At 61.3% G+C, this 17,739-nt stretch carries 19 protein-coding genes; 8 read left to right on the top strand and 11 right to left on the bottom strand.

All coding sequences use genetic code 11. The annotated features are described in order from the left end of the window. Positions 1-70 precede the first annotated feature (70 nt). Entirely contained in the window at positions 71-1,378 is a 1,308-nt protein-coding gene (phoH2, locus tag JTF07_RS08940) for an RNA 5'-3' helicase PhoH2 (protein ID WP_204233908.1), read from the top strand. 238 nt (positions 1,379-1,616) lie between these two features. On the opposite strand, the gene JTF07_RS08935 is transcribed toward phoH2, so the two are convergent. The 3 genes from JTF07_RS08935 to glpX all read right to left on the bottom strand — a co-directional run bounded on the left by JTF07_RS08935 (position 1,617) and on the right by glpX (position 4,931). Then, complete coding sequence (locus tag JTF07_RS08935) at positions 1,617-3,020, bottom strand: class II fumarate hydratase (RefSeq protein ID WP_252199645.1); 1,404 nt, start codon at positions 3,018-3,020, stop codon at positions 1,617-1,619. Between the two features lie 67 nt (positions 3,021-3,087). Next, positions 3,088-3,714 carry a carbonic anhydrase gene (locus JTF07_RS08930; protein WP_204233907.1) on the bottom strand — a complete coding sequence of 209 codons (627 nt, stop codon included), beginning with the start codon at positions 3,712-3,714 and terminating at the stop codon, positions 3,088-3,090. Between the two features lie 92 nt (positions 3,715-3,806). Further along, positions 3,807-4,931 carry a class II fructose-bisphosphatase gene (gene glpX / locus JTF07_RS08925; protein WP_009883708.1) on the bottom strand — a complete coding sequence of 375 codons (1,125 nt, stop codon included), beginning with the start codon at positions 4,929-4,931 and terminating at the stop codon, positions 3,807-3,809. A 74-nt stretch (positions 4,932-5,005) separates the two neighbouring features. On the opposite strand from glpX, the gene JTF07_RS08920 reads away from it, so the two are divergent. Beyond that, the gene (locus JTF07_RS08920) at positions 5,006-5,710 is read left to right on the top strand and encodes a DUF4245 domain-containing protein (RefSeq protein WP_252199643.1); all 705 of its coding nucleotides are present in this window, start codon (positions 5,006-5,008) and stop codon (positions 5,708-5,710) included. 60 nt (positions 5,711-5,770) lie between these two features. Here the strand turns inward: JTF07_RS08920 and JTF07_RS20865 are convergent, their stop codons facing one another. The 4 genes from JTF07_RS20865 to xseA all read right to left on the bottom strand — a co-directional run bounded on the left by JTF07_RS20865 (position 5,771) and on the right by xseA (position 8,309). Beyond that, positions 5,771-6,286, bottom strand: a complete 516-nt coding sequence (locus JTF07_RS20865) for an SRPBCC domain-containing protein (protein ID WP_353843918.1) — start codon at positions 6,284-6,286, stop codon at positions 5,771-5,773. Next, the gene (locus tag JTF07_RS20860) at positions 6,225-6,602 is read right to left on the bottom strand and encodes an ArsR/SmtB family transcription factor (protein ID WP_353843917.1); all 378 of its coding nucleotides are present in this window, start codon (positions 6,600-6,602) and stop codon (positions 6,225-6,227) included. The genes JTF07_RS20865 and JTF07_RS20860 overlap by 62 nt, the downstream gene beginning before the upstream one ends. Before the next feature lie 127 nt (positions 6,603-6,729). Continuing rightward, the gene (locus tag JTF07_RS08910; RefSeq protein WP_204233906.1) at positions 6,730-6,966 is read right to left on the bottom strand and encodes an exodeoxyribonuclease VII small subunit; all 237 of its coding nucleotides are present in this window, start codon (positions 6,964-6,966) and stop codon (positions 6,730-6,732) included. A gap of 47 nt (positions 6,967-7,013) precedes the next feature. Next, entirely contained in the window at positions 7,014-8,309 is a 1,296-nt protein-coding gene (gene xseA, locus JTF07_RS08905) for an exodeoxyribonuclease VII large subunit (protein WP_204233905.1), read from the bottom strand. 189 nt (positions 8,310-8,498) lie between these two features. On the opposite strand from xseA, the gene JTF07_RS08900 reads away from it, so the two are divergent. Continuing rightward, positions 8,499-9,557 carry a 4-hydroxy-3-methylbut-2-enyl diphosphate reductase gene (locus JTF07_RS08900; protein WP_204234178.1) on the top strand — a complete coding sequence of 353 codons (1,059 nt, stop codon included), beginning with the start codon at positions 8,499-8,501 and terminating at the stop codon, positions 9,555-9,557. 17 nt (positions 9,558-9,574) lie between these two features. On the opposite strand, the gene JTF07_RS08895 is transcribed toward JTF07_RS08900, so the two are convergent. Then, entirely contained in the window at positions 9,575-10,759 is a 1,185-nt protein-coding gene (locus tag JTF07_RS08895; protein ID WP_204233904.1) for a DNA recombination protein RmuC, read from the bottom strand. A 73-nt stretch (positions 10,760-10,832) separates the two neighbouring features. On the opposite strand from JTF07_RS08895, the gene ychF reads away from it, so the two are divergent. Together ychF and JTF07_RS08885 are read left to right on the top strand one after the other, a co-directional pair. Beyond that, positions 10,833-11,918 carry a redox-regulated ATPase YchF gene (gene ychF / locus JTF07_RS08890; RefSeq protein ID WP_204233903.1) on the top strand — a complete coding sequence of 362 codons (1,086 nt, stop codon included), beginning with the start codon at positions 10,833-10,835 and terminating at the stop codon, positions 11,916-11,918. A gap of 233 nt (positions 11,919-12,151) precedes the next feature. Further along, positions 12,152-12,505, top strand: coding sequence for a DUF1801 domain-containing protein (locus JTF07_RS08885; RefSeq protein ID WP_204233902.1), 354 nt, complete (start codon positions 12,152-12,154; stop codon positions 12,503-12,505). 257 nt (positions 12,506-12,762) lie between these two features. Here JTF07_RS08885 and JTF07_RS08880 read toward each other — a convergent pair whose 3' ends face one another. Next, the gene (locus JTF07_RS08880; protein ID WP_204233901.1) at positions 12,763-13,389 is read right to left on the bottom strand and encodes a TetR/AcrR family transcriptional regulator; all 627 of its coding nucleotides are present in this window, start codon (positions 13,387-13,389) and stop codon (positions 12,763-12,765) included. 197 nt (positions 13,390-13,586) lie between these two features. Between JTF07_RS08880 and JTF07_RS08875 the strand changes: the two genes are divergently transcribed. Then, positions 13,587-14,270 carry an SDR family NAD(P)-dependent oxidoreductase gene (locus JTF07_RS08875; RefSeq protein ID WP_213018715.1) on the top strand — a complete coding sequence of 228 codons (684 nt, stop codon included), beginning with the start codon at positions 13,587-13,589 and terminating at the stop codon, positions 14,268-14,270. Between the two features lie 71 nt (positions 14,271-14,341). Then, the gene (locus tag JTF07_RS08870; protein WP_204233900.1) at positions 14,342-14,494 is read left to right on the top strand and encodes a hypothetical protein; all 153 of its coding nucleotides are present in this window, start codon (positions 14,342-14,344) and stop codon (positions 14,492-14,494) included. Positions 14,495-14,970: 476 nt separating this feature from the next. Here the strand turns inward: JTF07_RS08870 and JTF07_RS08865 are convergent, their stop codons facing one another. Then, on the bottom strand, positions 14,971-15,357 hold the full coding sequence (locus JTF07_RS08865) for a hypothetical protein (protein ID WP_204233899.1): 387 nt from the start codon (positions 15,355-15,357) through the stop codon (positions 14,971-14,973). Between the two features lie 161 nt (positions 15,358-15,518). On the opposite strand from JTF07_RS08865, the gene JTF07_RS08860 reads away from it, so the two are divergent. Continuing rightward, on the top strand, positions 15,519-15,950 hold the full coding sequence (locus JTF07_RS08860) for a MarR family winged helix-turn-helix transcriptional regulator (protein WP_204233898.1): 432 nt from the start codon (positions 15,519-15,521) through the stop codon (positions 15,948-15,950). A 731-nt stretch (positions 15,951-16,681) separates the two neighbouring features. On the opposite strand, the gene JTF07_RS08855 is transcribed toward JTF07_RS08860, so the two are convergent. Then, the gene (locus JTF07_RS08855; RefSeq protein ID WP_204233897.1) at positions 16,682-17,722 is read right to left on the bottom strand and encodes a methionine synthase; all 1,041 of its coding nucleotides are present in this window, start codon (positions 17,720-17,722) and stop codon (positions 16,682-16,684) included. Positions 17,723-17,739 lie beyond the last annotated feature (17 nt).

The raw sequence follows: 17,739 nt of genomic DNA, 5'->3' as shown, positions 1-17,739 counted from the left end.
CGACACCAACCCGAGATCAGGGGGATGTCAAGACTCGGATCTCGGCGGTACTCACGCCACAGGGGTCCTCATGACCGCACATATCCACACTTACGTTCTCGACACCTCGGTGCTGCTCTCCGATCCGGGGGCACTGTTGAGATTCGCAGAGCACCATCTCGTCATTCCGCTGGTCGTCGTCTCCGAGCTGGAAGCCAAACGCAATCATCCGGAACTCGGTTTCACCGCCCGCAAAGCACTGCACATCCTCGATGACTTCCGGTCCGAGTTCGACCGGCTCGACGAGCCGATCCCTGTCGGCGATGCCGGCGGCACATTGCGGGTCGAACTCAATCATGTCGATGCATCCACAATGCCGATCGGCTTCGATCGTTCGGAGAACGACACTCGTATCCTCGCCGTGGCCCGAAATCTGGCCGCTGAAGGCCAGGACGTCGTCGTGGTCACGAAGGACGTGCCGATCCGGGTGAAAGCCTCGGCCCTCGGGCTGCACGCCGAGGAGTACCTGGCGGAGCTGGCCACCGACTCCGGGTTCACGGGGATGAGCGAACTGTCATTGGACGAGGCCGAGATGTCACAGTTCTACGAAGAGGGGTGGACCACCACCCAAGCGGTCTCCGATGAGGTCGTCAACACTGGCGTGGTCATCACCTCACCTCGTGGCTCCGCACTCGGTCGTGTCCGCTCGGGCAAGCGGGTGTCGCTGGTTCGCGGTGATCGTGACATCTTCGGTGTCCATGGTCGCTCAGCCGAGCAGCGAGTAGCCATCGACATGCTCCTCGACGATGCGCTGGGAATCGTGTCCTTGGGAGGTCGAGCCGGAACGGGGAAGTCCGCACTCGCGCTCATGGCGGGTCTGCAGAAGGTACTCGAGGAGAACAGACATTCGAAGATCATGGTCTTCCGCCCGATCTATGCCGTCGGCGGCCAGAGCCTCGGATTCCTACCCGGCAGCGAGGGCGAGAAGATGAACCCGTGGGCAGAAGCGGTCTTCGACACGCTCGGGGCTCTGGTCAGCAAGAACGTCATCGAAGAGGTGATGAACCGTGACTTGCTCGAGGTTCTGCCGCTCACCCACATCCGGGGCCGGTCCTTGCATGATGCGTTCGTCATCGTCGACGAGGCACAGTCGCTGGAACGCAATGTGCTGCTGACCGTGCTCTCACGCATCGGCATGAATTCGAAGGTGGTGCTGACCCACGACGTGGCGCAGCGAGACAATCTTCGAGTGGGTCGACATGACGGCGTCGCGGCGGTGATTGAGAAGCTCAAGGGCCATGACCTCTTCGCCCATGTCACCTTGACCAGGTCGGAGCGCTCCGAGATCGCAGCCCTGGTCACCGATGTGCTCGAGGAGTTCGACCCCTTCCGCTCCTAGCCTGCGCAGCGCGCACCGGCGACTCGATAGCCGACGGCGTCGTCGATAGTTGACTTCAGCGTCGATAGGCGACCGTGGCTTTGAAGGGCGAGTTCAGGGAGTCTGCGCTCGACGACGCGGTGTGCGCTCGATGAGGTGAATGCGAGGGGCCGGTTGCCAGGAGAACGTGAGTTCCTGGCGACCGGCCCCTGTGCTGTGAGACGTAGCTGCAGTGTGGCCTACTTGCAGCCTGTGTGACCTACTTGTAGCTGCCGATCATCGTGGTGACATCGAGTGCCTTGTCCAGGTCAGCTTCGGTGATGGAGCCGTCGGAGACGAAGCCGAGATCCATAGTGGCTTCCTTGACGGTCATCTTGTTGGCCACGGCGTGCTTGGCGATCTTTGCCGCCGATTCGTAGCCGATGACCTTATTCAGCGGAGTCACGATGGAGGGGCTCGCCTCGGCGAGGAAGCGGGCGCGCTCCTCATTGGCCTGGAGCCCGTCGATCATCTTCTCGGCCATCACGGTCGAGGAGTTCGCGAGCAGTCGAATGGATTCGAGCAGATTCGAGGCCATGACGGGAATGCCGACGTTGAGCTCGAAGGCGCCATTTGTCGACGACAGCGCAACGGTGGTGTCGTTGCCGATGACCTGGGCCGCGACCTGGATCGTGGCTTCGCAGATGACCGGGTTGACCTTGCCTGGCATGATCGAGGAACCGGGCTGCAGGTCGGGGATGGCGATCTCGCCGAGGCCGGTGTTCGGTCCCGAACCCATCCACCGCAGATCATTGCAGATCTTCATGTAGCCGTAGGCGATCGTGCGCAGCTGACCCGAGGCTTCGATGAGTCCGTCGCGGTTGGCCTGAGCCTCGAAGTGGTTGCGTGCTTCCGTGATGGGAAGCCCGGTCTCTTCGGCGAGGATCTCGACGACGCGAGCGGAGAAACCGTCCGGTGTGTTGATGCCGGTGCCCACGGCGGTGCCGCCCTGCGGGACCTCAGCGACGCGGGGCAATGACGCCTCGATGCGCTCGATGCCGTATCGGACCTGGGCAGCATAGCCGCCGAATTCCTGTCCCAGCGTCACAGGGGTGGCATCCATGAGGTGGGTGCGGCCCGACTTGACGACCTGGGCGAATTCCTTCGCCTTCTTCTCCAGCGAGGTCGCCAAGGTCTCCATGGCCGGGATCAGCGTGTTGACCAGGGCCTTGGTCACGGCAACGTGCACCGAGGTGGGGAACACGTCGTTCGAGGACTGCGATGCGTTGACGTGGTCATTGGGATGAACGTCGATATCCTGGGATTCGAGGGCCTTCGTCGCCAGGGAGGCAAGAACCTCGTTGGTGTTCATGTTCGACGATGTTCCCGAACCTGTCTGGAACACGTCGATGGGGAAGTGGGCGTCGTATTCGCCGGCGATGACCGCATCGGCGGCTTTCTGGATGGCTCCGGCCCGGTCAGCATCGAGGACTCCGAGTTCCAGGTTGGCCTTCGCCGCTGCCTTCTTCACCTGGGCCAAAGCGGCGATGTGCGCCGATTCCAGGGTCTTGCCGGAGATCGGGAAGTTCTGCACGGCGCGCTGTGTCTGCGCGCTGTACAGGGCATCTTTGGGAACTTTCACTTCTCCCATGGTGTCGTGTTCGATGCGAAATTCTTCGCTCATAGTTGTCCTTTCCGACATGGTGTCTGGGGTGTTCGTCATAGTTTGTCGTCCGCAGATGCGGCCGTGGTCAAGCGAAGTGGGTCGAGACCGCGTCTTCGTCACCGCCGTGCTGCGCGACGACCGTTGTGCGGCCGTCATGCAGCTGGTAAGTCAGGCCGACGATGATGAGACGACCTTCTTCGACTGCGCGGGAGATGATAGCGGAGAGTTGCATGATCTTCTCCACCGTGTCCATGGTGTTCTGCGCGACCGTCTCATTGACGGTTGTGCGATTGTTCTTGCGAGCCCTGGCCACAGTAGGCAAGATCCGGGCTACGACGTCGGAGATGAACCCGGGGGGAGTCTCTCCGGAGTCGTAGGAGTTGTAGGCCGCCGTCACCGCGCCGCAATTGTCGTGACCGAGCACGACAAGCAGGGGAGTGCCGAGAATCTCGACCCCATACTCGAGGGAGCCGAGGGTCACGGGATCGACGACCTGTCCGGCATTGCGCACGACGAACATGTCGCCGAGGCCGACGTCGAAGATCATCTCCGCTGCGACTCGAGAATCCGAACAGCCGAAGAGGGTGACGAACGGCATCTGGTTGTTCGACAGTGCCTCACGCCGAGCGGTGTCCTGATTGGGGTGCTGCGGGACGTCATCGACGAAGCGATGGTTGCCTTCGAGCAGACGGTTCCATGCCTCGTTCGGCATCAGAGAGATCCTCACTTCCGGTTGTCAGGCCAGGGATCGAATCGGTGGTGTCCGAATTCGACAGTGACCGGGGTGGATATCAGCGGGTGGGCTCAGATGAGTCCTCGGCGGGCTGCCTCCTCGGCGGCCTCCACGTACGAGTGGGTCTTCGCTGCTTGATGCTCGGCGAAGACCGATCGCACGGTTCCCGACTTCGAGCGCATGACCAGCGAGTGAGTGGTGACGTGTCCGCCGTCGAACTTCACACCGTCGAGCAGGTCGCCGTTGGTGATGCCCGTGGCCACGAAGTAGCTGTTGTCACCGGTGACGAGGTCATCAGTGTTGAGTACCTTGTCGACGTCGAGCCCGGCTGCAGCCGCAGCCTCACGCTCGGAGTCGTCCTGTGGCCACAGGCGGCCCTGGATGACTCCGCCCAGCGCCTTGATCGCGCAGGCGGTGATGATGCCTTCGGGGGTGCCGCCGATTCCCATCAGCATGTCGACACCGGTACCAGGACGGCAGGCGGCGATGGCACCGGCGACATCACCATCGGTGATGAGCTGGATGCGTGCCCCTGCGGCTCGGATCTCGTCGATCATCGTCTGGTGGCGCGGACGATCGAGAATCATCACGGTCACGGAGGCTGGATCATTCGTGCCTTTGCCCTTGGCGACGCGGCGGATGTTCTCTGCCACAGGAAGGCGCAGGTCGACGGCATCGGCGGCAGCAGGGCCGGTGACGAGCTTCTCCATGTAGAAGACAGCCGACGGGTCGTACATGGCACCGTCTTCGGTGACAGCCATGACCGAAATGGCGTTGGGCATCCCCAGCGCGGTCAGGCGAGTGCCGTCGATCGGATCGACGGCCACATCGCAGTGGGGGCCTCCGCCGTCGCCGACCTGCTCACCGTTGAAGAGCATCGGCGCTTCGTCCTTCTCGCCTTCTCCGATGACGACTCGTCCGGCCATGCGGACGGTCGAGATCACATTGCGCATTGCGGCGACAGCGGCTCCGTCGGCAGCGATCTTGTCGCCGCGGCCCACCCAAGGAGCGGCCGCAATCGCGGCGGCCTCGGTGACTCTGACGAGTTCGAGGGCGAGGTTGCGGTCGGGAGCGTCGGCGCCGACCTGTGCTTTCTGGGACCAGGCATCCGTCACAGCGACGGGAGGAGCCTCGGCATCCACTCGGCCTCGGTCATGATGAGATTTCACGTCAGCAGATTCATTGGAGTCACTCATAAGTCCAATTGTGCCACCCCACACGTTCGGCTCCGACATCGGGACGATTTCGTGCCGTGACTGTGGCTGCCATCATGAAAGCCCGCCCAGGATTGGCCCTTGGGGCCTTCCCCGAGGACAATGGCGATGTGAACGCCCAATCTGATACCAACACTGTGGGAACGCAGGTGCCCGTGACACGCGTGGATGCCGGTCCCGAGGGAGTGCCAATGGCTGACGAGTCCGGAGTGATGCTCCCGGGGTCCAGGGAAGAGATGCGCTTCCTTCGGAAGAACTCGAACTGGGTCAATATGATCATTGCGATCTTCGCCTGCCTGGCCGTCGTCGCAGTGGTTCTGCTGATCGCCCCTCAGCCGGAAGTCGACTCCCAGCGTGTGGTCGATTACCAGACGATTGCGGAGCAGTCCCAGGACAGCGCCGACTTCGACCTCATCGTGCCGGAAATCCCGAGTGGGTGGACATCGAACGAGGCGAACTTGGACCGTGTAGGCGAATCCGATCACACGTCCTGGTATATGTCCTTCGTTGGAACTGAGCGGCAATGGGTGAGCATTGAGCAGGCCAAGGCCAGCGAGAGCTGGGCCGAAAACCAGGTCGATGATGCGATTGCCGCTGAGACGGTGACCGTCGGCGGCTCTGACTTTCAAATCTATCGGACTGAGGACGCCAAGGAGCATTGGGTCACAGGCAAGGGTGACACCTTCGTCGTCATCACCGCAATCGCGAGGCCCGACACCATCGATGCCTTCGCGAAACAGGTCGCCCAACAGCTGAAGTGATCAGATCGTCGATCAGCTCACTTCGGACTCACATCGGAGCTGATGCGTCTCTTCCCGTTTTCAGGAGGTCGGCTCGGTCAGCCCATGCCCGGTCTCAAGGACGGTCTTGAGACCGCTGAGGACCATCATCCAACCGGGACCTGAGACCTGCTCCGCTGTTCTAGGTGAAGCGCCTAAATGATCATGGATCACGGTCAGCAGAGAGACTGAGTCATCGTAACGATGGATCTCCCAGGTCACCCTGCTTGTCGGTTCCGCCGCGAGTTCGGTGTCATAGAGTGATCGCCACCCGACGACGAGTCGGAACGGTCGATCGGATTCGATGACCGTTTCATCACCCCACAGGGACTCACCGTCGGGGGAGAGGTATCGAAATGGCGCTCCCGTCTCTGCGGTGGTCTCCACTCGAGAGCCGTGGAAGTACTTTGCCGAGAACTCCGGCTGGATGATTGCATTCCAGACCTCTTCGGGTGTCGCCCTGTTGAAGATCTGATAGACCTGGTCTGTCGTCGACTCAGGCTTCTGTTTCGTGGGGGGTGTCTGGTCCTGCTGTGGGGGCTGTGACGTCGGTGCCATGATCGTGTGACTCCAAATCTTCTGCAAGGCTGATTAGCGCAGAGATCGGTGCCTCTGCATATCTGCTTATCCAACGATCATGGATCTGCCGGATCGGCACAGGGTTGAGAAAATGCAGCTTCTCGCGACCCTGTCTGCGAGTGGCAAGTAGGTTCGCCTCCTCAAGGATCCTGAGGTGCTTCGCGATTCCGAACCTGCCCATCGGCATGTCAGCTTCGAGCTGGGTGATCGATTGACCGTTGTGGTCGAACAATCGGTCAAGCAGCCGTCGACGTGTCGGGTCGGCAAGTGCTTTGAAAACTGTGTCCGAATCCACGCCATCAGAATAAGAGACCAAATGGTCTCGCGTCAATGGTCTATTGGCCAGCAGGTGCCTGCGTTGTGCTCACGGGCAACGCAGGCCGCAGGTTCTCCAGCGTTGCGAAAATCAGATGCCACCGATATCAGTCGTCGTCGGAGGACTCCTCGCGCGCTTTGTCGAGGCGTTCGCGTGCTCCGTCGAGCCACGCCTGGCAGCGGTCGGCCAGAGCCTCGCCGCGCTCCCACAGGCTCAATGACTCTTCGAGAGGCAGGTTTCCGGCTTCGAGGCGTTTGACGATCGTGACCAGTTCCTCACGCGCCTGCTCATAGCTGAGAGCGGCGACCTCGGGGCGATCCTGTGCTGGAGTTGGTTCGGTCATGGTGTCCTCCGTGTGATGTGTCGAATGCGATCAGTGCGTTGGGGCGTTCACTTGTTGTCGTGAGTCTCGTCTGTGGCAGTCACATCGGCATCGAAGCGTCCGTGAGCCACTCGGACGTGGACTGATGTTCCGACGGCTACCTCGGCGGATTCTCTGATGGCCTCGCCGTTGTCATTCTGGACGACGGCATACCCGCGTTCCAGTGTGCGCAGGGGCGAAAGCGATTGGGCTTGCGAACGCAGGTGGCTGATCTCGTTCTGGCCTTGGAACATCAGACTGGTCGTTGCCTGCAGGCTGCGGCGGCGAATCGTACGAAGTTCGTCTTCACGAGCGGCCACCATAGTCTGCGGCTCGGCCAGAACCGGACGTGATCGGACTGCGGTGAGCATCTCCTGCTCCCGATCGATGATCCGATTGACGGCGGCATCGAGTTCCGCCCGCGCGCGCAACAGGTTCATCGCTTCCTCGGCTACATCCGGCACAATGCGTTTGGCAGCGTCGGTGGGAGTCGATGCTCTCATATCGGCAACTTCATCGAGGATCGGGCGGTCGGCCTCGTGGCCGATCGCCGACACGACGGGGGTGTTCGCATCGGACACGGCCCGAACCAGGGCCTCGTTGGAGAACGGCAGCAGGTCCTCCATACTTCCGCCCCCGCGAGCGATGACGATGATGTCGATCTGTGGGTCGGCATCGAGCTCGGCGAGATTCTTCATCACGCCCGGCACAGCGTCGGGGCCCTGGACAGCGCAATTGCGGATCTCGAACTCGGCGGCCGGCCAGCGCAGGGCGACGTTGCGAACGACGTCCTTCTGCGCATCGGAATCCCGGCCGGTGATGAGGCCGATCCGATTGGGCAGGAACGGCAGGCGTTTCTTCCGATTCGGATCGAACAGTCCCTCTGCGCCGAGCTGCTTCTTCAGTCGCTCGAGCCGGGCCAGTAGCTCACCGAGGCCGACAGCCCGGATGTCATTGGCCCGCATGGTCAGACGGCCGGTCTTCGTCCAAAAGTCTGCTTTGAGGTTGGCGACCACATGGCTGCCCTCCGACAGCGGAGCTCCAGTGCGGTCGAGCACGTTCTTCCAGATCTGGACCGGCAACGACATTTCGACGTCGTTATCACGCAGAGTCAGGTAGCTGGCCTTGCCGCGGTGATTGAGCTCGACAACCTGTCCCTCGATCCACACACTCGACATGCGATCGATATACGACTTCATCTTGCTTGAGAGCAGACTCAGGGGCCACGGGTTCTCCGCTGTCGTCTCGCCTGCCGTCGCAGCCAGTTCCTGAGCGGCGACAGTTTCGCCGAGGGTCCCGGGAGTGCCGGAAATTCGTTGCGCCATGTTGTCTCCCCTTCCAATCCACCACCCTAACGAACGGTGGTGACATGACGAATCATGGCCGCGCAGGAACTCAGGCGGTCGGGGAAGGATTCCGGATGGTGGTCGCGTGTGATGTGGATTGCTTCACCTTTGTAGCCGTTGTTCAGGTCCCCAGCCTAAACTGAGATTGTGACTGCGATATCTGTACCTATGCCCACCATCCCGCGCAAGCGCCTTGCTCCGGAGGACATCCGGACGCCCGAAGGCGCTGACCAGAAGGTGCTTCTGGCTGCCCCGCGCGGATACTGCGCCGGTGTTGACCGCGCAGTGATCGCCGTCGAGCGCGCACTCGAGCACTATGGTGCTCCCGTCTACGTGCGCAAGGAGATTGTGCACAACCGTCATGTGGTCGACACCCTCTCCGAACGCGGCGCCGTCTTCGTCAACGAGACTGATGAAGTTCCCGAGGGCGCTCGACTTGTGTTCTCCGCGCACGGCGTGTCTCCTGCGGTGCACGCCGAGGCGGCCGCTCGTGAGCTGTCCACGATCGATGCCACATGCCCTCTGGTGACGAAGGTTCACCGCGAGGCAGTTCGATTCGCCCGTGACGGTTACCGAATTCTTCTGGTCGGCCACGCAGGTCACGAAGAGGTCGAAGGCACGATGGGTGAGGCTCCCGACGACATCACGCTGATCCAGAACCCTGAGGAAGCCAAGACTGTCGAGATCGGCGATGCAGAGAGCCTGGTCTGGCTCTCACAGACGACGTTGAGTGTCGACGAGACGATGGAGACGGTCAACATCCTGCGCGAACGGTTCCCCCACCTGCAGGACCCTCCAAGCGACGACATCTGCTATGCCACCTCGAACCGGCAGGTGGCAGTGAAGAAGATCGCCCCGCAGTCCGATCTGGTTCTGGTCGTCGGCTCAGCCAACTCGTCGAATTCCGTGCGTCTGGTCGAAGTTGCTCTGGAGCACGGGGCCAAGGACGCACGTCGCATCGATTTCGCTCGAGAGGTCGACGAATCCTGGTTCCATGATGTCGCAACGGTCGGCGTGACCTCAGGAGCGAGCGTGCCGGAAGGGCTGGTCCAGGACCTTCTCCAGCTGCTGGGTGAGTATGGCTTCGGCTCGGTCGAGGAAATCGTCACAGCGGAGGAAGACATCATGTTCTCCCTGCCGCGCGAACTGCGCAAGGATCTCAAGGCCGCAGGGAAGAAGACATCGAACAAACGTGATGGCGCCGACCGGGATCACGATCTGATCTGATCTGATCGGTCTCTGGTCTAGTCGGAGCCCGTATGGCGACGTCTCAGATCAGTGGAATCCTGTGCTGCGAATGGGTCCTGTCCCGTAGCGCATGGCCGTGTGAGTTCTTCAGCACTGACTCCGCGGCTGCGCGAGTCGAGCTCAGCAACTGCATCGAGTTCGGTGGCAACGATTCCCGTGTTCGGAAATTTTCGGGCAGTGACGAGGAACCGCGACTCCAGTGAAGAGACGAAACGATTGTAGTCCTCAACCGATCGATCCAGACTCGAGCCCATCCGCGTCACGTGCGTGACCAGAGTGCCGATGCGTTCGTAGAGTTCGGTCCCGAGTTTGAGCACCTCCGCCGCGGACGTGCTCATGTCCGCCTGTCGCCAATTGAGCGCCACGGTCTTGAGCAGAACCAGAAGCGTGGCGGGGGAGGCGAGCACGACGTTCTTGCCGAGCGCATGATCAATCATCTTCGGATAGGTGGACGCTGCCGAGGACAGCAGCCCGTCCGTGGGGACGAAGCAGACAACGAAGTCCGGAGCCGAGTCGAAGGACTTCCAATACTCCTTGGATGCCAGCGAATCGATGTGTCGCAGCAGTGCGCGCGCATGATCATCGGCGTTGGAATCAGTACTGTCCATCCGGGCAGACAGTGGGGTCTTGGCGTCGATGATGATCGTTCCGCCGCCGGGTAGGTTCACGGTCATGTCGGGGCGATGGCGTTTGCCATCACGCACACTGCTGACCTGAGTCTCGAAATCCACATGGGGGAGGAGGCCAGCATATTCGACGATGCGTTTGAGCTGGACCTCGCCCCAGTCGCCACGCTGAGTCGTCGAATTCAGTGCGCTTGCCAGTGATCCGGTCGACTCCTGCAGTCTGAGGTTCTGTTGGCTCAGATGCCCGATCTGCGTATTGAGGCGCGTAATCTGCTCCAGCTGTGTTCGGTCCTGCGACTGAAGGTTCTCCTGCAGGTGATTGACGCTTGCCGCCAACGGACCGATCGCCGCAGTGATCTCACCAGCCATCTGCGCATCGGCTTCCAGATCTTCCGTCCGGCTAGTGAGAATCCGAGACGTGGTCTCCGCTCTCGTGAGTCGTTCAATATAGCGCGAACGCGCCTGTGCGCGTCCGAGGAGGAAGCCGAGGACGACGCTGATGATGATCGCCAGGATGAGGACGACGATCACTCCTGTGGCGGGGAAAGAATTCATGACCCCAGCGTGACAGACGGCACTGACACGAGATTTAGACCCGCACCTCGGCGCCAGGATAGACTTAGCTACCGTGGCTCTAACTATCGGAATCGTGGGACTGCCCAATGTCGGCAAGTCGACCATGTTTAATGCATTGACCAAGAACCAAGTTCTCGCAGCGAACTACCCGTTCGCGACGATCGAACCCAACGTCGGCGTGGTGCCGTTGCCCGACGCGCGACTGACTCGATTGGCAGAGATCTTCAGCTCGGAGCGAATCCTCAACGCAACAGTCGACTTCGTCGATATCGCAGGAATCGTCCGCGGCGCATCCGAAGGCGAGGGTCTGGGCAATCAGTTCCTGGCTAACATTCGCGAGGCTGAAGCGATCTGCCAGGTCATCCGTGGCTTCGTCGATGACGACGTGATCCACGTCGAAGGAAAGATCAGCCCAGCTGATGACATCGACACTATTAACACCGAGCTCATCCTTGCCGACCTCCAAACCTTGGAAAAGGCGCGGCCGCGGATCGAGAAGGAAGTCAAGGGTAAGCGGGCACCGGCAGAGCAGCTGACTGCCATCGATGCCGCTGTCGAGATTCTCGAGAGTGGAAAGACTCTTTATCAGGCGATGCAGGCCGACAAGTTCGACGTCACCGAACTGCGCGAGCTTCAGCTCATGACCGTCAAGCCGTTCCTCTACGTCTTCAACGTCGATGACGATGTGCTCGCTGACGAAGAGAAGAAGGCAGAGATGCGTGCATTGGTCGCACCTGTCGAAGCGATTTTCCTTGACGCCAAATTCGAGTCGGAACTCGCCGAGCTCGACGTCGAAGAAGCCCTCGAGATGCTGGAATCCACCGGTCAGGACGAAGCCGGTCTGGACAAGCTGGCACGCGTCGGATTCGACACATTGGGCCTGCAGACCTACCTGACGGCCGGCCCCAAGGAATCCCGTGCTTGGACCATCCCGAAGGGCGCAACCGCCCCTGAAGCCGCCGGCGTTATCCACACCGACTTCCAAAAGGGCTTCATCAAGGCCGAGGTCGTCTCCTTCGATGACCTCGACGCCAATGGTTCGATGGCCGCAGCCAAATCAGCCGGCAAGGTCCGGATGGAAGGCAAGGAATACGTGATGGTCGACGGGGACGTGGTGGAGTTCAGGTTCAATGTCTGACCGTAGCGGCGATAATTTGGTCGGTTCTACTTTGCTTCGACTCTTGCCGTTGTAAGCGCCTGCGGTATTCTTGGCGTGGCAGCACATGCTGCCGACTGCACTTCCAGGCGCGGACCGCCTGAAACATCGCGGAGAGGCCTGACTCGCTCAGAACATGTCCGGATGAGGTGCGGCGCATCATTGCGCCGACTTCACCTGCCGATGCGAGCCATCGGCTGAGGAAAGGACATGACATGGCATCGAAAGATGAGAAGAACCTCGCACAGGTGCTCGACAAGATCGCGACGATGGACGAACCGGAGCGGTCACTCGTGCAGCGAGTGCACGAGGTCATCGTGGCTGCCGGGCCCAGACTGAAGCCGCGGATCTGGTACGGTATGCCCGCCTACGCGCTCTCTGCGAGTACTCCTGCGCTGATGACGCTGCGCAACGACGAACGCGTCAACCTCGCTCTCACCGAGAAGGTTGCGCTCGTCCCTGCTGGCGGTTCCGACGGGACAATGATGCCAGCAGCATGGTATTTCGAAACTCTGGACGAGTCCGCGGAGAAGCGCATCGCCGAGATCGTCCGCGCAGTGGCTTTTTGACCGAGGCGATCTGACGCGATGTGGTGCGGCTCTGAACGCGCAACACTGCGTCGTTCGGGCCGCGTCCGGGCGCGTATTCTGTTCATCGGCTCCCGGCGAGTTGAATCGTGTCGCCGACGCCGAGGTGTCGCGTGAAGTTGCCGCGTACCGGAACTCGGCTGAGTTCAGGTTCACCGTTTGGTCGGACCGTCTGGAGTCGCCAAATCAAGCCCGTGCCGTTTAGCTGGCGGATATCGACCCGTCTCGCCTTCTTCGTCTTAGTCTGATGTGGGCGGCTGGGCGAGGAGCGCTTCGAGATTGTGTTCGTTGTCGCCGATGCCACTGAGGAGTGTTTGCATGACGCGGTTGGCCCAGTGGGATGCGGATTCGTCTTCGGAGCGAATGGTCGATGCTTCGTGGATCAACGCCATGTACACGCCACGTGCCCACGGGATGTCGATCCCAGGACGGAGAAGCCCGGCGTCTTGGGAGCGTTGCAGGAGAGCATCGAGGTGGGAGATGTTGCTGGGGTCGATTCCGCGTTGGTCGGTGGCGTCAAGGTCGATCAGCTGCCAGGACGCTCGCCAATCGACTTTCAGGTCGAGGGTGGCGACTGTCAACTGATACAGGGCGACCAGAGGGGGCGCTGTGTCGGTGTTCGCACTGGCGATGGCGTCGCGGAGCTTCGTGTTGATGGTATTGACGAGAGCATCTCGGAGATCGTCTCGGGAGGAGAAGCGACGGTGCACGGTGGCGCGTGCCACGCCGGCAGCAGAGGCCACGGCTTCGAGGGTGGCAGAAGGGTCGGCAGCGAACACCTGCTCCGCCGCGATGAGGATTCGGGCGATTGATTGCTCGGCGTCGGCGCGCAGAGGCCGCGAGGATCGGTGAGGAATGTCTGACACAAGATCAGTCTACAGTACACCTATTGACTTAACTGCGACATGTGTGTTGCAGTTAGTATATCGGCACTGGGTCGGTCTGAGCGGAGGAAGACATCATGGACTTACAGCTTGCGGGCAAAATTGGCCTCGTCACCGGTGCGAGCAAGGGGATCGGGTTGGAGGTGGTGCGTGTCCTCCAGTAGGAGGGAGTCACTGTGGTGACTGCCTCACGCACGGTCACCCCGGAGCTTGCTGCGACGGGGGCGGTGACGCTGACCGGCGACCTCTCGGACCCCGACGTTCCTGCGCGAATCGTCGCGGACGCTCTCGAAGCGTCTGGCACGCTCGATATCCTCGTCAATAATGTCGGGGGCGGCGACGGGACACCTGTCGACGCAGGATTGTTGGACTTCACGGATGGGCTGTGGGCATCGACTTTCGAACTCAACGTGTTTGCGGCTGTCCGTGCGACGAGGGCCGCGTTGCCCGCGCTGCTTTCATCCCACGGGGCTGTGGTGAATGTGTCCTCCGACAGTGCCCGACGACCGCACACCGCGCCGTTGCCGTATGGCGCAGCGAAAGCGGCGTTGAATGCGGTCACGAAGGGGCTCTCGGAAGAGTTTGGTCCGCAGGGGGTGCGGTTCAACACCGTGTCTCCGTCCTCGACCCGGACGGCGTTGTGGGAGGGGGAGCAGAGCTTCGGTGCCGACCTGGCGTCGACGATGAACGTGACGCAACAGCAGCTCATCGAAACTCTTCCCGTGCAGGCGGGCATGCTCACCGGCCGCTTCATCGAGCCACGGGAAGTCGCAACCGCCATCGCATACCTGGTGTCGCCCCTCGCGTCCAGCGTCCACGGGGCTAACTGGATCGTCGACGCCGGCATCGACAAGAGCCTCTGACGCACCCATGGAAGTTGCGTGCCTGTCGGAGGAGTCGGAGACGCACGCGATGGTCCTGGGCAGTTGCGGGAATGGTCATCACGCAGGAGCCGAACCCGAACGAGATCGCTGTGATGGCCGCACAGCACCTGCGCTGGGCTGAGCGCGACAGCAGCTGCGGCGAACAGCTCGAACGCCGTTCCGCCGCTGGCGACGCTGTTCGGCCGCTGCTTGACGGTTCGTAGTCTGTCGGACCTTGATGGACTCCCTGGTTCGCAGGCCTGCTACAGCCGGTCGATGGCTTCGGGGCGTTGCCGGTTCTCGCAACCGGCCTGGGAGCCCATCTCCGCGATGGGCGCGTGGCGGGATTGCCAAGATCGACACTTCGGAGATGGCGTCCGCTCTGAGCCTCAGGGTGAACGCGTCATCCGTCTTCTGTTCCGGGATGATGGTTCTCCATGGCCGACCTCGGTGGAGTTCAGGTTCAAGGTGCACTCGAATTCGCTGATCGCAGTGATCGAAGCGACGTCCTCGGCGCTGTACGCCGCGGTGAGCGAGCACCTCAAGAACAACTGTTCAAGTCCCAACGTTCGGTCAGTGCAGCGAAGTCGTCGTGTTCAGTGTTCCCCGCGACTGTTGGAGCGAGTGCAGGAGGCGCCGTCGCAAAGTATCCGACTTGAGACGCCCCACATGCGAGATGCGAATCCTCGGTCCTGAGCCATCAGTGGGCCGAGCCGATAGCGCGATCGCCCTCGTCGCCATCGAGCATCATCGTGACTTCCTCCACTCTGTCGAAGCGCCCATCTGGTGCCAGGGTTCCGAACAGGTAGACCTCTTGGACTACCTCGCCTCCATCCTGCTTGATGATGTGAGCGATGTGGCGATCGGCGTACCGGTCGCCGTCCCGCAGCTCATCGCGGATGGTGATAGTCGCATTCGCGACAATCGTACGGAGGTGCGCAATGTGCTGAACGAACCCGGCGCGGTCGTCCCACGTACCATCGGTTCGTTGGCGATATGTGTCGGTGAAATGCCGGCGCACGGCCTCTTCCAGCGGCAGTTGACGCTCATTCAGCAGATCGTGCAGTGCTGCGGTGATGTTGGTCATGGGTCTCCTCTTCTTAGCTATGCTGGTTGCATAGATAAACCTAGCATCTACCTGTGCAACGTGCATAGATATATTGTGGATCTCGCGGTCGATTCCCGCGCTGGCGCAGAGGTTAGGGTGGGTGGCGACGGCGGTAGCCAGGTGGCATGAGGAGGCTGGACATGAGTGACGAACGGGTGATTGCCGAGGCTCTTGGGAAGATTCTCGGGCGAGCTTTCAGGGGTCGTCTCTACTCTGATCTCACACACGGCATCGCGGAAGGGCTGAACGAGTCGACCTATCCGGTGCTCAGCGCGGTCGCTCGGGCCGATGGGTCGCCGTCGGCGCGTGATATCGCTCTCGAGGTGGGCACAGATCGATCGGTGGTGAGCAGGCGCGCGGCGACACTGGCCGCTTCCGGACTGATTGACACCGTGGGCGGCCCAGATCGGAGGGCGGCCTACTACGCGCTGACCAGCCTCGGGGCAGAAGCCACAGTGGTGATGAGGCGACGGTTGGACGCGGCCATTGCAGAGCACATCGGCGATTGGGCACAGGACGACATTTCTCGTTTCGCCCGCTTGCTCACCACGTTCAGCGAGAAGCCTCTGTAGCTGTACCGGGCGGATGCTTGAGCGCGACGTAGTCCCATGGACGATGTCCCATGCATCGATGTTCTGCTTTCTCGTCGTTGCTGAGCCCGGTGGACGGTGCATGGGAGATTCCGCTGCTAGTGAGTGTGTGGCGTGCCGCTGCGCTCAGAAGGCCCGACACGTAGGCATGTGGTGGGGTTCCGGGCTAGTGTGGAATCGAGTTCCGGTTCGACGTCTGGGGGCAGGTAGAAGTGAATCGCGTTTTCCGCGCCAAGGGCGTGCTCGTTGCTGACGGCGTGGGATGCGCGATCGCCGGATCGGCGGTGCTGGGCAGTGATCTCGTCGCCTCAGCCATCGATCCTTCGCTGAAGTCCCGCCCGATCATCGGGACCGCACTGGGCGCAACAAGCGTGACGTTGTTTGCAGCCGCGGTGCGTTCTCGCGACAGTGACCTCTCTCTTGCAGCGGCTGTTAACCTCGGCTGGGTCGGCGTCTGTCTCATTGCGTTGTCACGACGGCCGTCCCGGCTGGGTGTCGCACTCGTTGCGGCGACAGCTGCATTCGACAGCGTAGCTGACTGCCCAATGGCGTCTCCGGGCCGCGACGGAGGCTCTGGAGCGTTCCGACCGTTCCTGGAATCAAACTATTTGATTGTCCAGACAGTCCTGGCGGCAGGACGTGGTCGTGCTTGGCGGAGTCCGACGTCGATCCCTGCGCAGGCTTGCTGAGGCCAAACAATGCCGCCAGGTGGTTTAGGACCGTGAAGCAGAGAGCTCCTCACGAATGGTGCTCGTTCCCGCGCTCAGTGCACTCAACTTCCCGAGGGCAACATCCCGCGAGAACGGCGCCATGCCGCAGTTCGTGCTCGGGATGAGTTGGTCCGGGTCGACGAATTTGAGTACCTTGCGCAGAGTGTCGGCGACTTCCTCCGGAGTCTCGATGGTCTCATTTGCCACGTCGATGGCCCCAAGCATGACTTTTTTGCCGCGAATGAGCTCGAGGAGGTCTATCGGGACACGGGAGTTATGGCACTCCAGTGAGACGATGTCGACGGTCGACTGCTGTAGGAGCGGGAATGATTCCTCGTACTGGCGCCATTCGGATCCGAGGGTTGATTTCCAGTTATTGTTTGCCGTGATCCCGTAGCCGTAGCAGATGTGTACGGCAGTTTCTGCGCGCAGTCCTTCCGCGGCTCTCTCCAGAGTGGCAATTCCCCAGTCCTTCATCTCGTCGAAGAAGACATTGAAGGCAGGCTCGTCGAACTGGATGATGTCAACTCCGGCCGCTTCCAGATCCCGCGCCTCCTGATTGAGGACAGCGGCGAACTCCCAGGCCAATTTCTCGCGGCTCTTGTAATAGCCGTCGTAGAGCGTGTCGATCATGGTCATCGGGCCCGGGAGCGCCCATTTGATCGGTTGGTCGGTCTGCTGTCGGAGGAACTTCGCGTCGTCGGCGAACACTGGTTCCTCACGGCTTACGGCGCCGACCACGGTGGGCACGCTTGCGTCATAGCGATCGCGGATTCGGACCGTCTTCCGCTTCTCGAAATCAACACCGTTGAGATGCTCGATGAATGTGGTGACGAAGTGCTGTCGGGTCTGTTCTCCGTCGCTGATGAGATCGATGCCGCGGTTAGTCTGCTCGTGGACTGCGATACGCAGGGCATCGCGCCTGCCCTCGGCCAGGTCATCGCCCTGCAGATTCCACGGTGACCAGAGAGTCTCAGGCTGTGCCAGCCACGAGGGCTTGGGCAGGCTGCCGACGATCGAAGTGGGCAATAGTGTCGGCGTCATCGATTCTTCTCCTGTGG

The sequence above is a fragment of the Brevibacterium sp. RIT 803 genome (assembly GCF_016892625.1).
Lineage (GTDB): Bacteria > Actinomycetota > Actinomycetes > Actinomycetales > Brevibacteriaceae > Brevibacterium.
Note: the sequence above shows the minus strand (reverse complement) of the source record. Positions and strands in the feature narration are given on the sequence as shown.

Bases quoted from the DNA above. Each gene is read 5' to 3' on its own strand.
- phoH2 (WP_204233908.1), top strand. From the start codon at position 71: ATGACCGCACATATCCACACTTACGTTCTCGACACCTCGGTGCTGCTC.
- JTF07_RS08935 (WP_252199645.1), bottom strand. From the start codon at position 3,020: ATGAGCGAAGAATTTCGCATCGAACACGACACCATGGGAGAAGTGAAA.
- JTF07_RS08930 (WP_204233907.1), bottom strand. From the start codon at position 3,714: ATGCCGAACGAGGCATGGAACCGTCTGCTCGAAGGCAACCATCGCTTC.
- glpX (WP_009883708.1), bottom strand. From the start codon at position 4,931: ATGAGTGACTCCAATGAATCTGCTGACGTGAAATCTCATCATGACCGA.
- JTF07_RS08920 (WP_252199643.1), top strand. From the start codon at position 5,006: ATGAAAGCCCGCCCAGGATTGGCCCTTGGGGCCTTCCCCGAGGACAAT.
- JTF07_RS20865 (WP_353843918.1), bottom strand. From the start codon at position 6,286: ATGGCACCGACGTCACAGCCCCCACAGCAGGACCAGACACCCCCCACG.
- JTF07_RS08910 (WP_204233906.1), bottom strand. From the start codon at position 6,966: ATGACCGAACCAACTCCAGCACAGGATCGCCCCGAGGTCGCCGCTCTC.
- xseA (WP_204233905.1), bottom strand. From the start codon at position 8,309: ATGGCGCAACGAATTTCCGGCACTCCCGGGACCCTCGGCGAAACTGTC.
- JTF07_RS08900 (WP_204234178.1), top strand. From the start codon at position 8,499: ATGCCCACCATCCCGCGCAAGCGCCTTGCTCCGGAGGACATCCGGACG.
- JTF07_RS08895 (WP_204233904.1), bottom strand. From the start codon at position 10,759: ATGAATTCTTTCCCCGCCACAGGAGTGATCGTCGTCCTCATCCTGGCG.
- JTF07_RS08885 (WP_204233902.1), top strand. From the start codon at position 12,152: ATGGCATCGAAAGATGAGAAGAACCTCGCACAGGTGCTCGACAAGATC.
- JTF07_RS08870 (WP_204233900.1), top strand. From the start codon at position 14,342: ATGGTCATCACGCAGGAGCCGAACCCGAACGAGATCGCTGTGATGGCC.
- JTF07_RS08865 (WP_204233899.1), bottom strand. From the start codon at position 15,357: ATGACCAACATCACCGCAGCACTGCACGATCTGCTGAATGAGCGTCAA.
- JTF07_RS08860 (WP_204233898.1), top strand. From the start codon at position 15,519: ATGAGTGACGAACGGGTGATTGCCGAGGCTCTTGGGAAGATTCTCGGG.
- JTF07_RS08855 (WP_204233897.1), bottom strand. From the start codon at position 17,722: ATGACGCCGACACTATTGCCCACTTCGATCGTCGGCAGCCTGCCCAAG.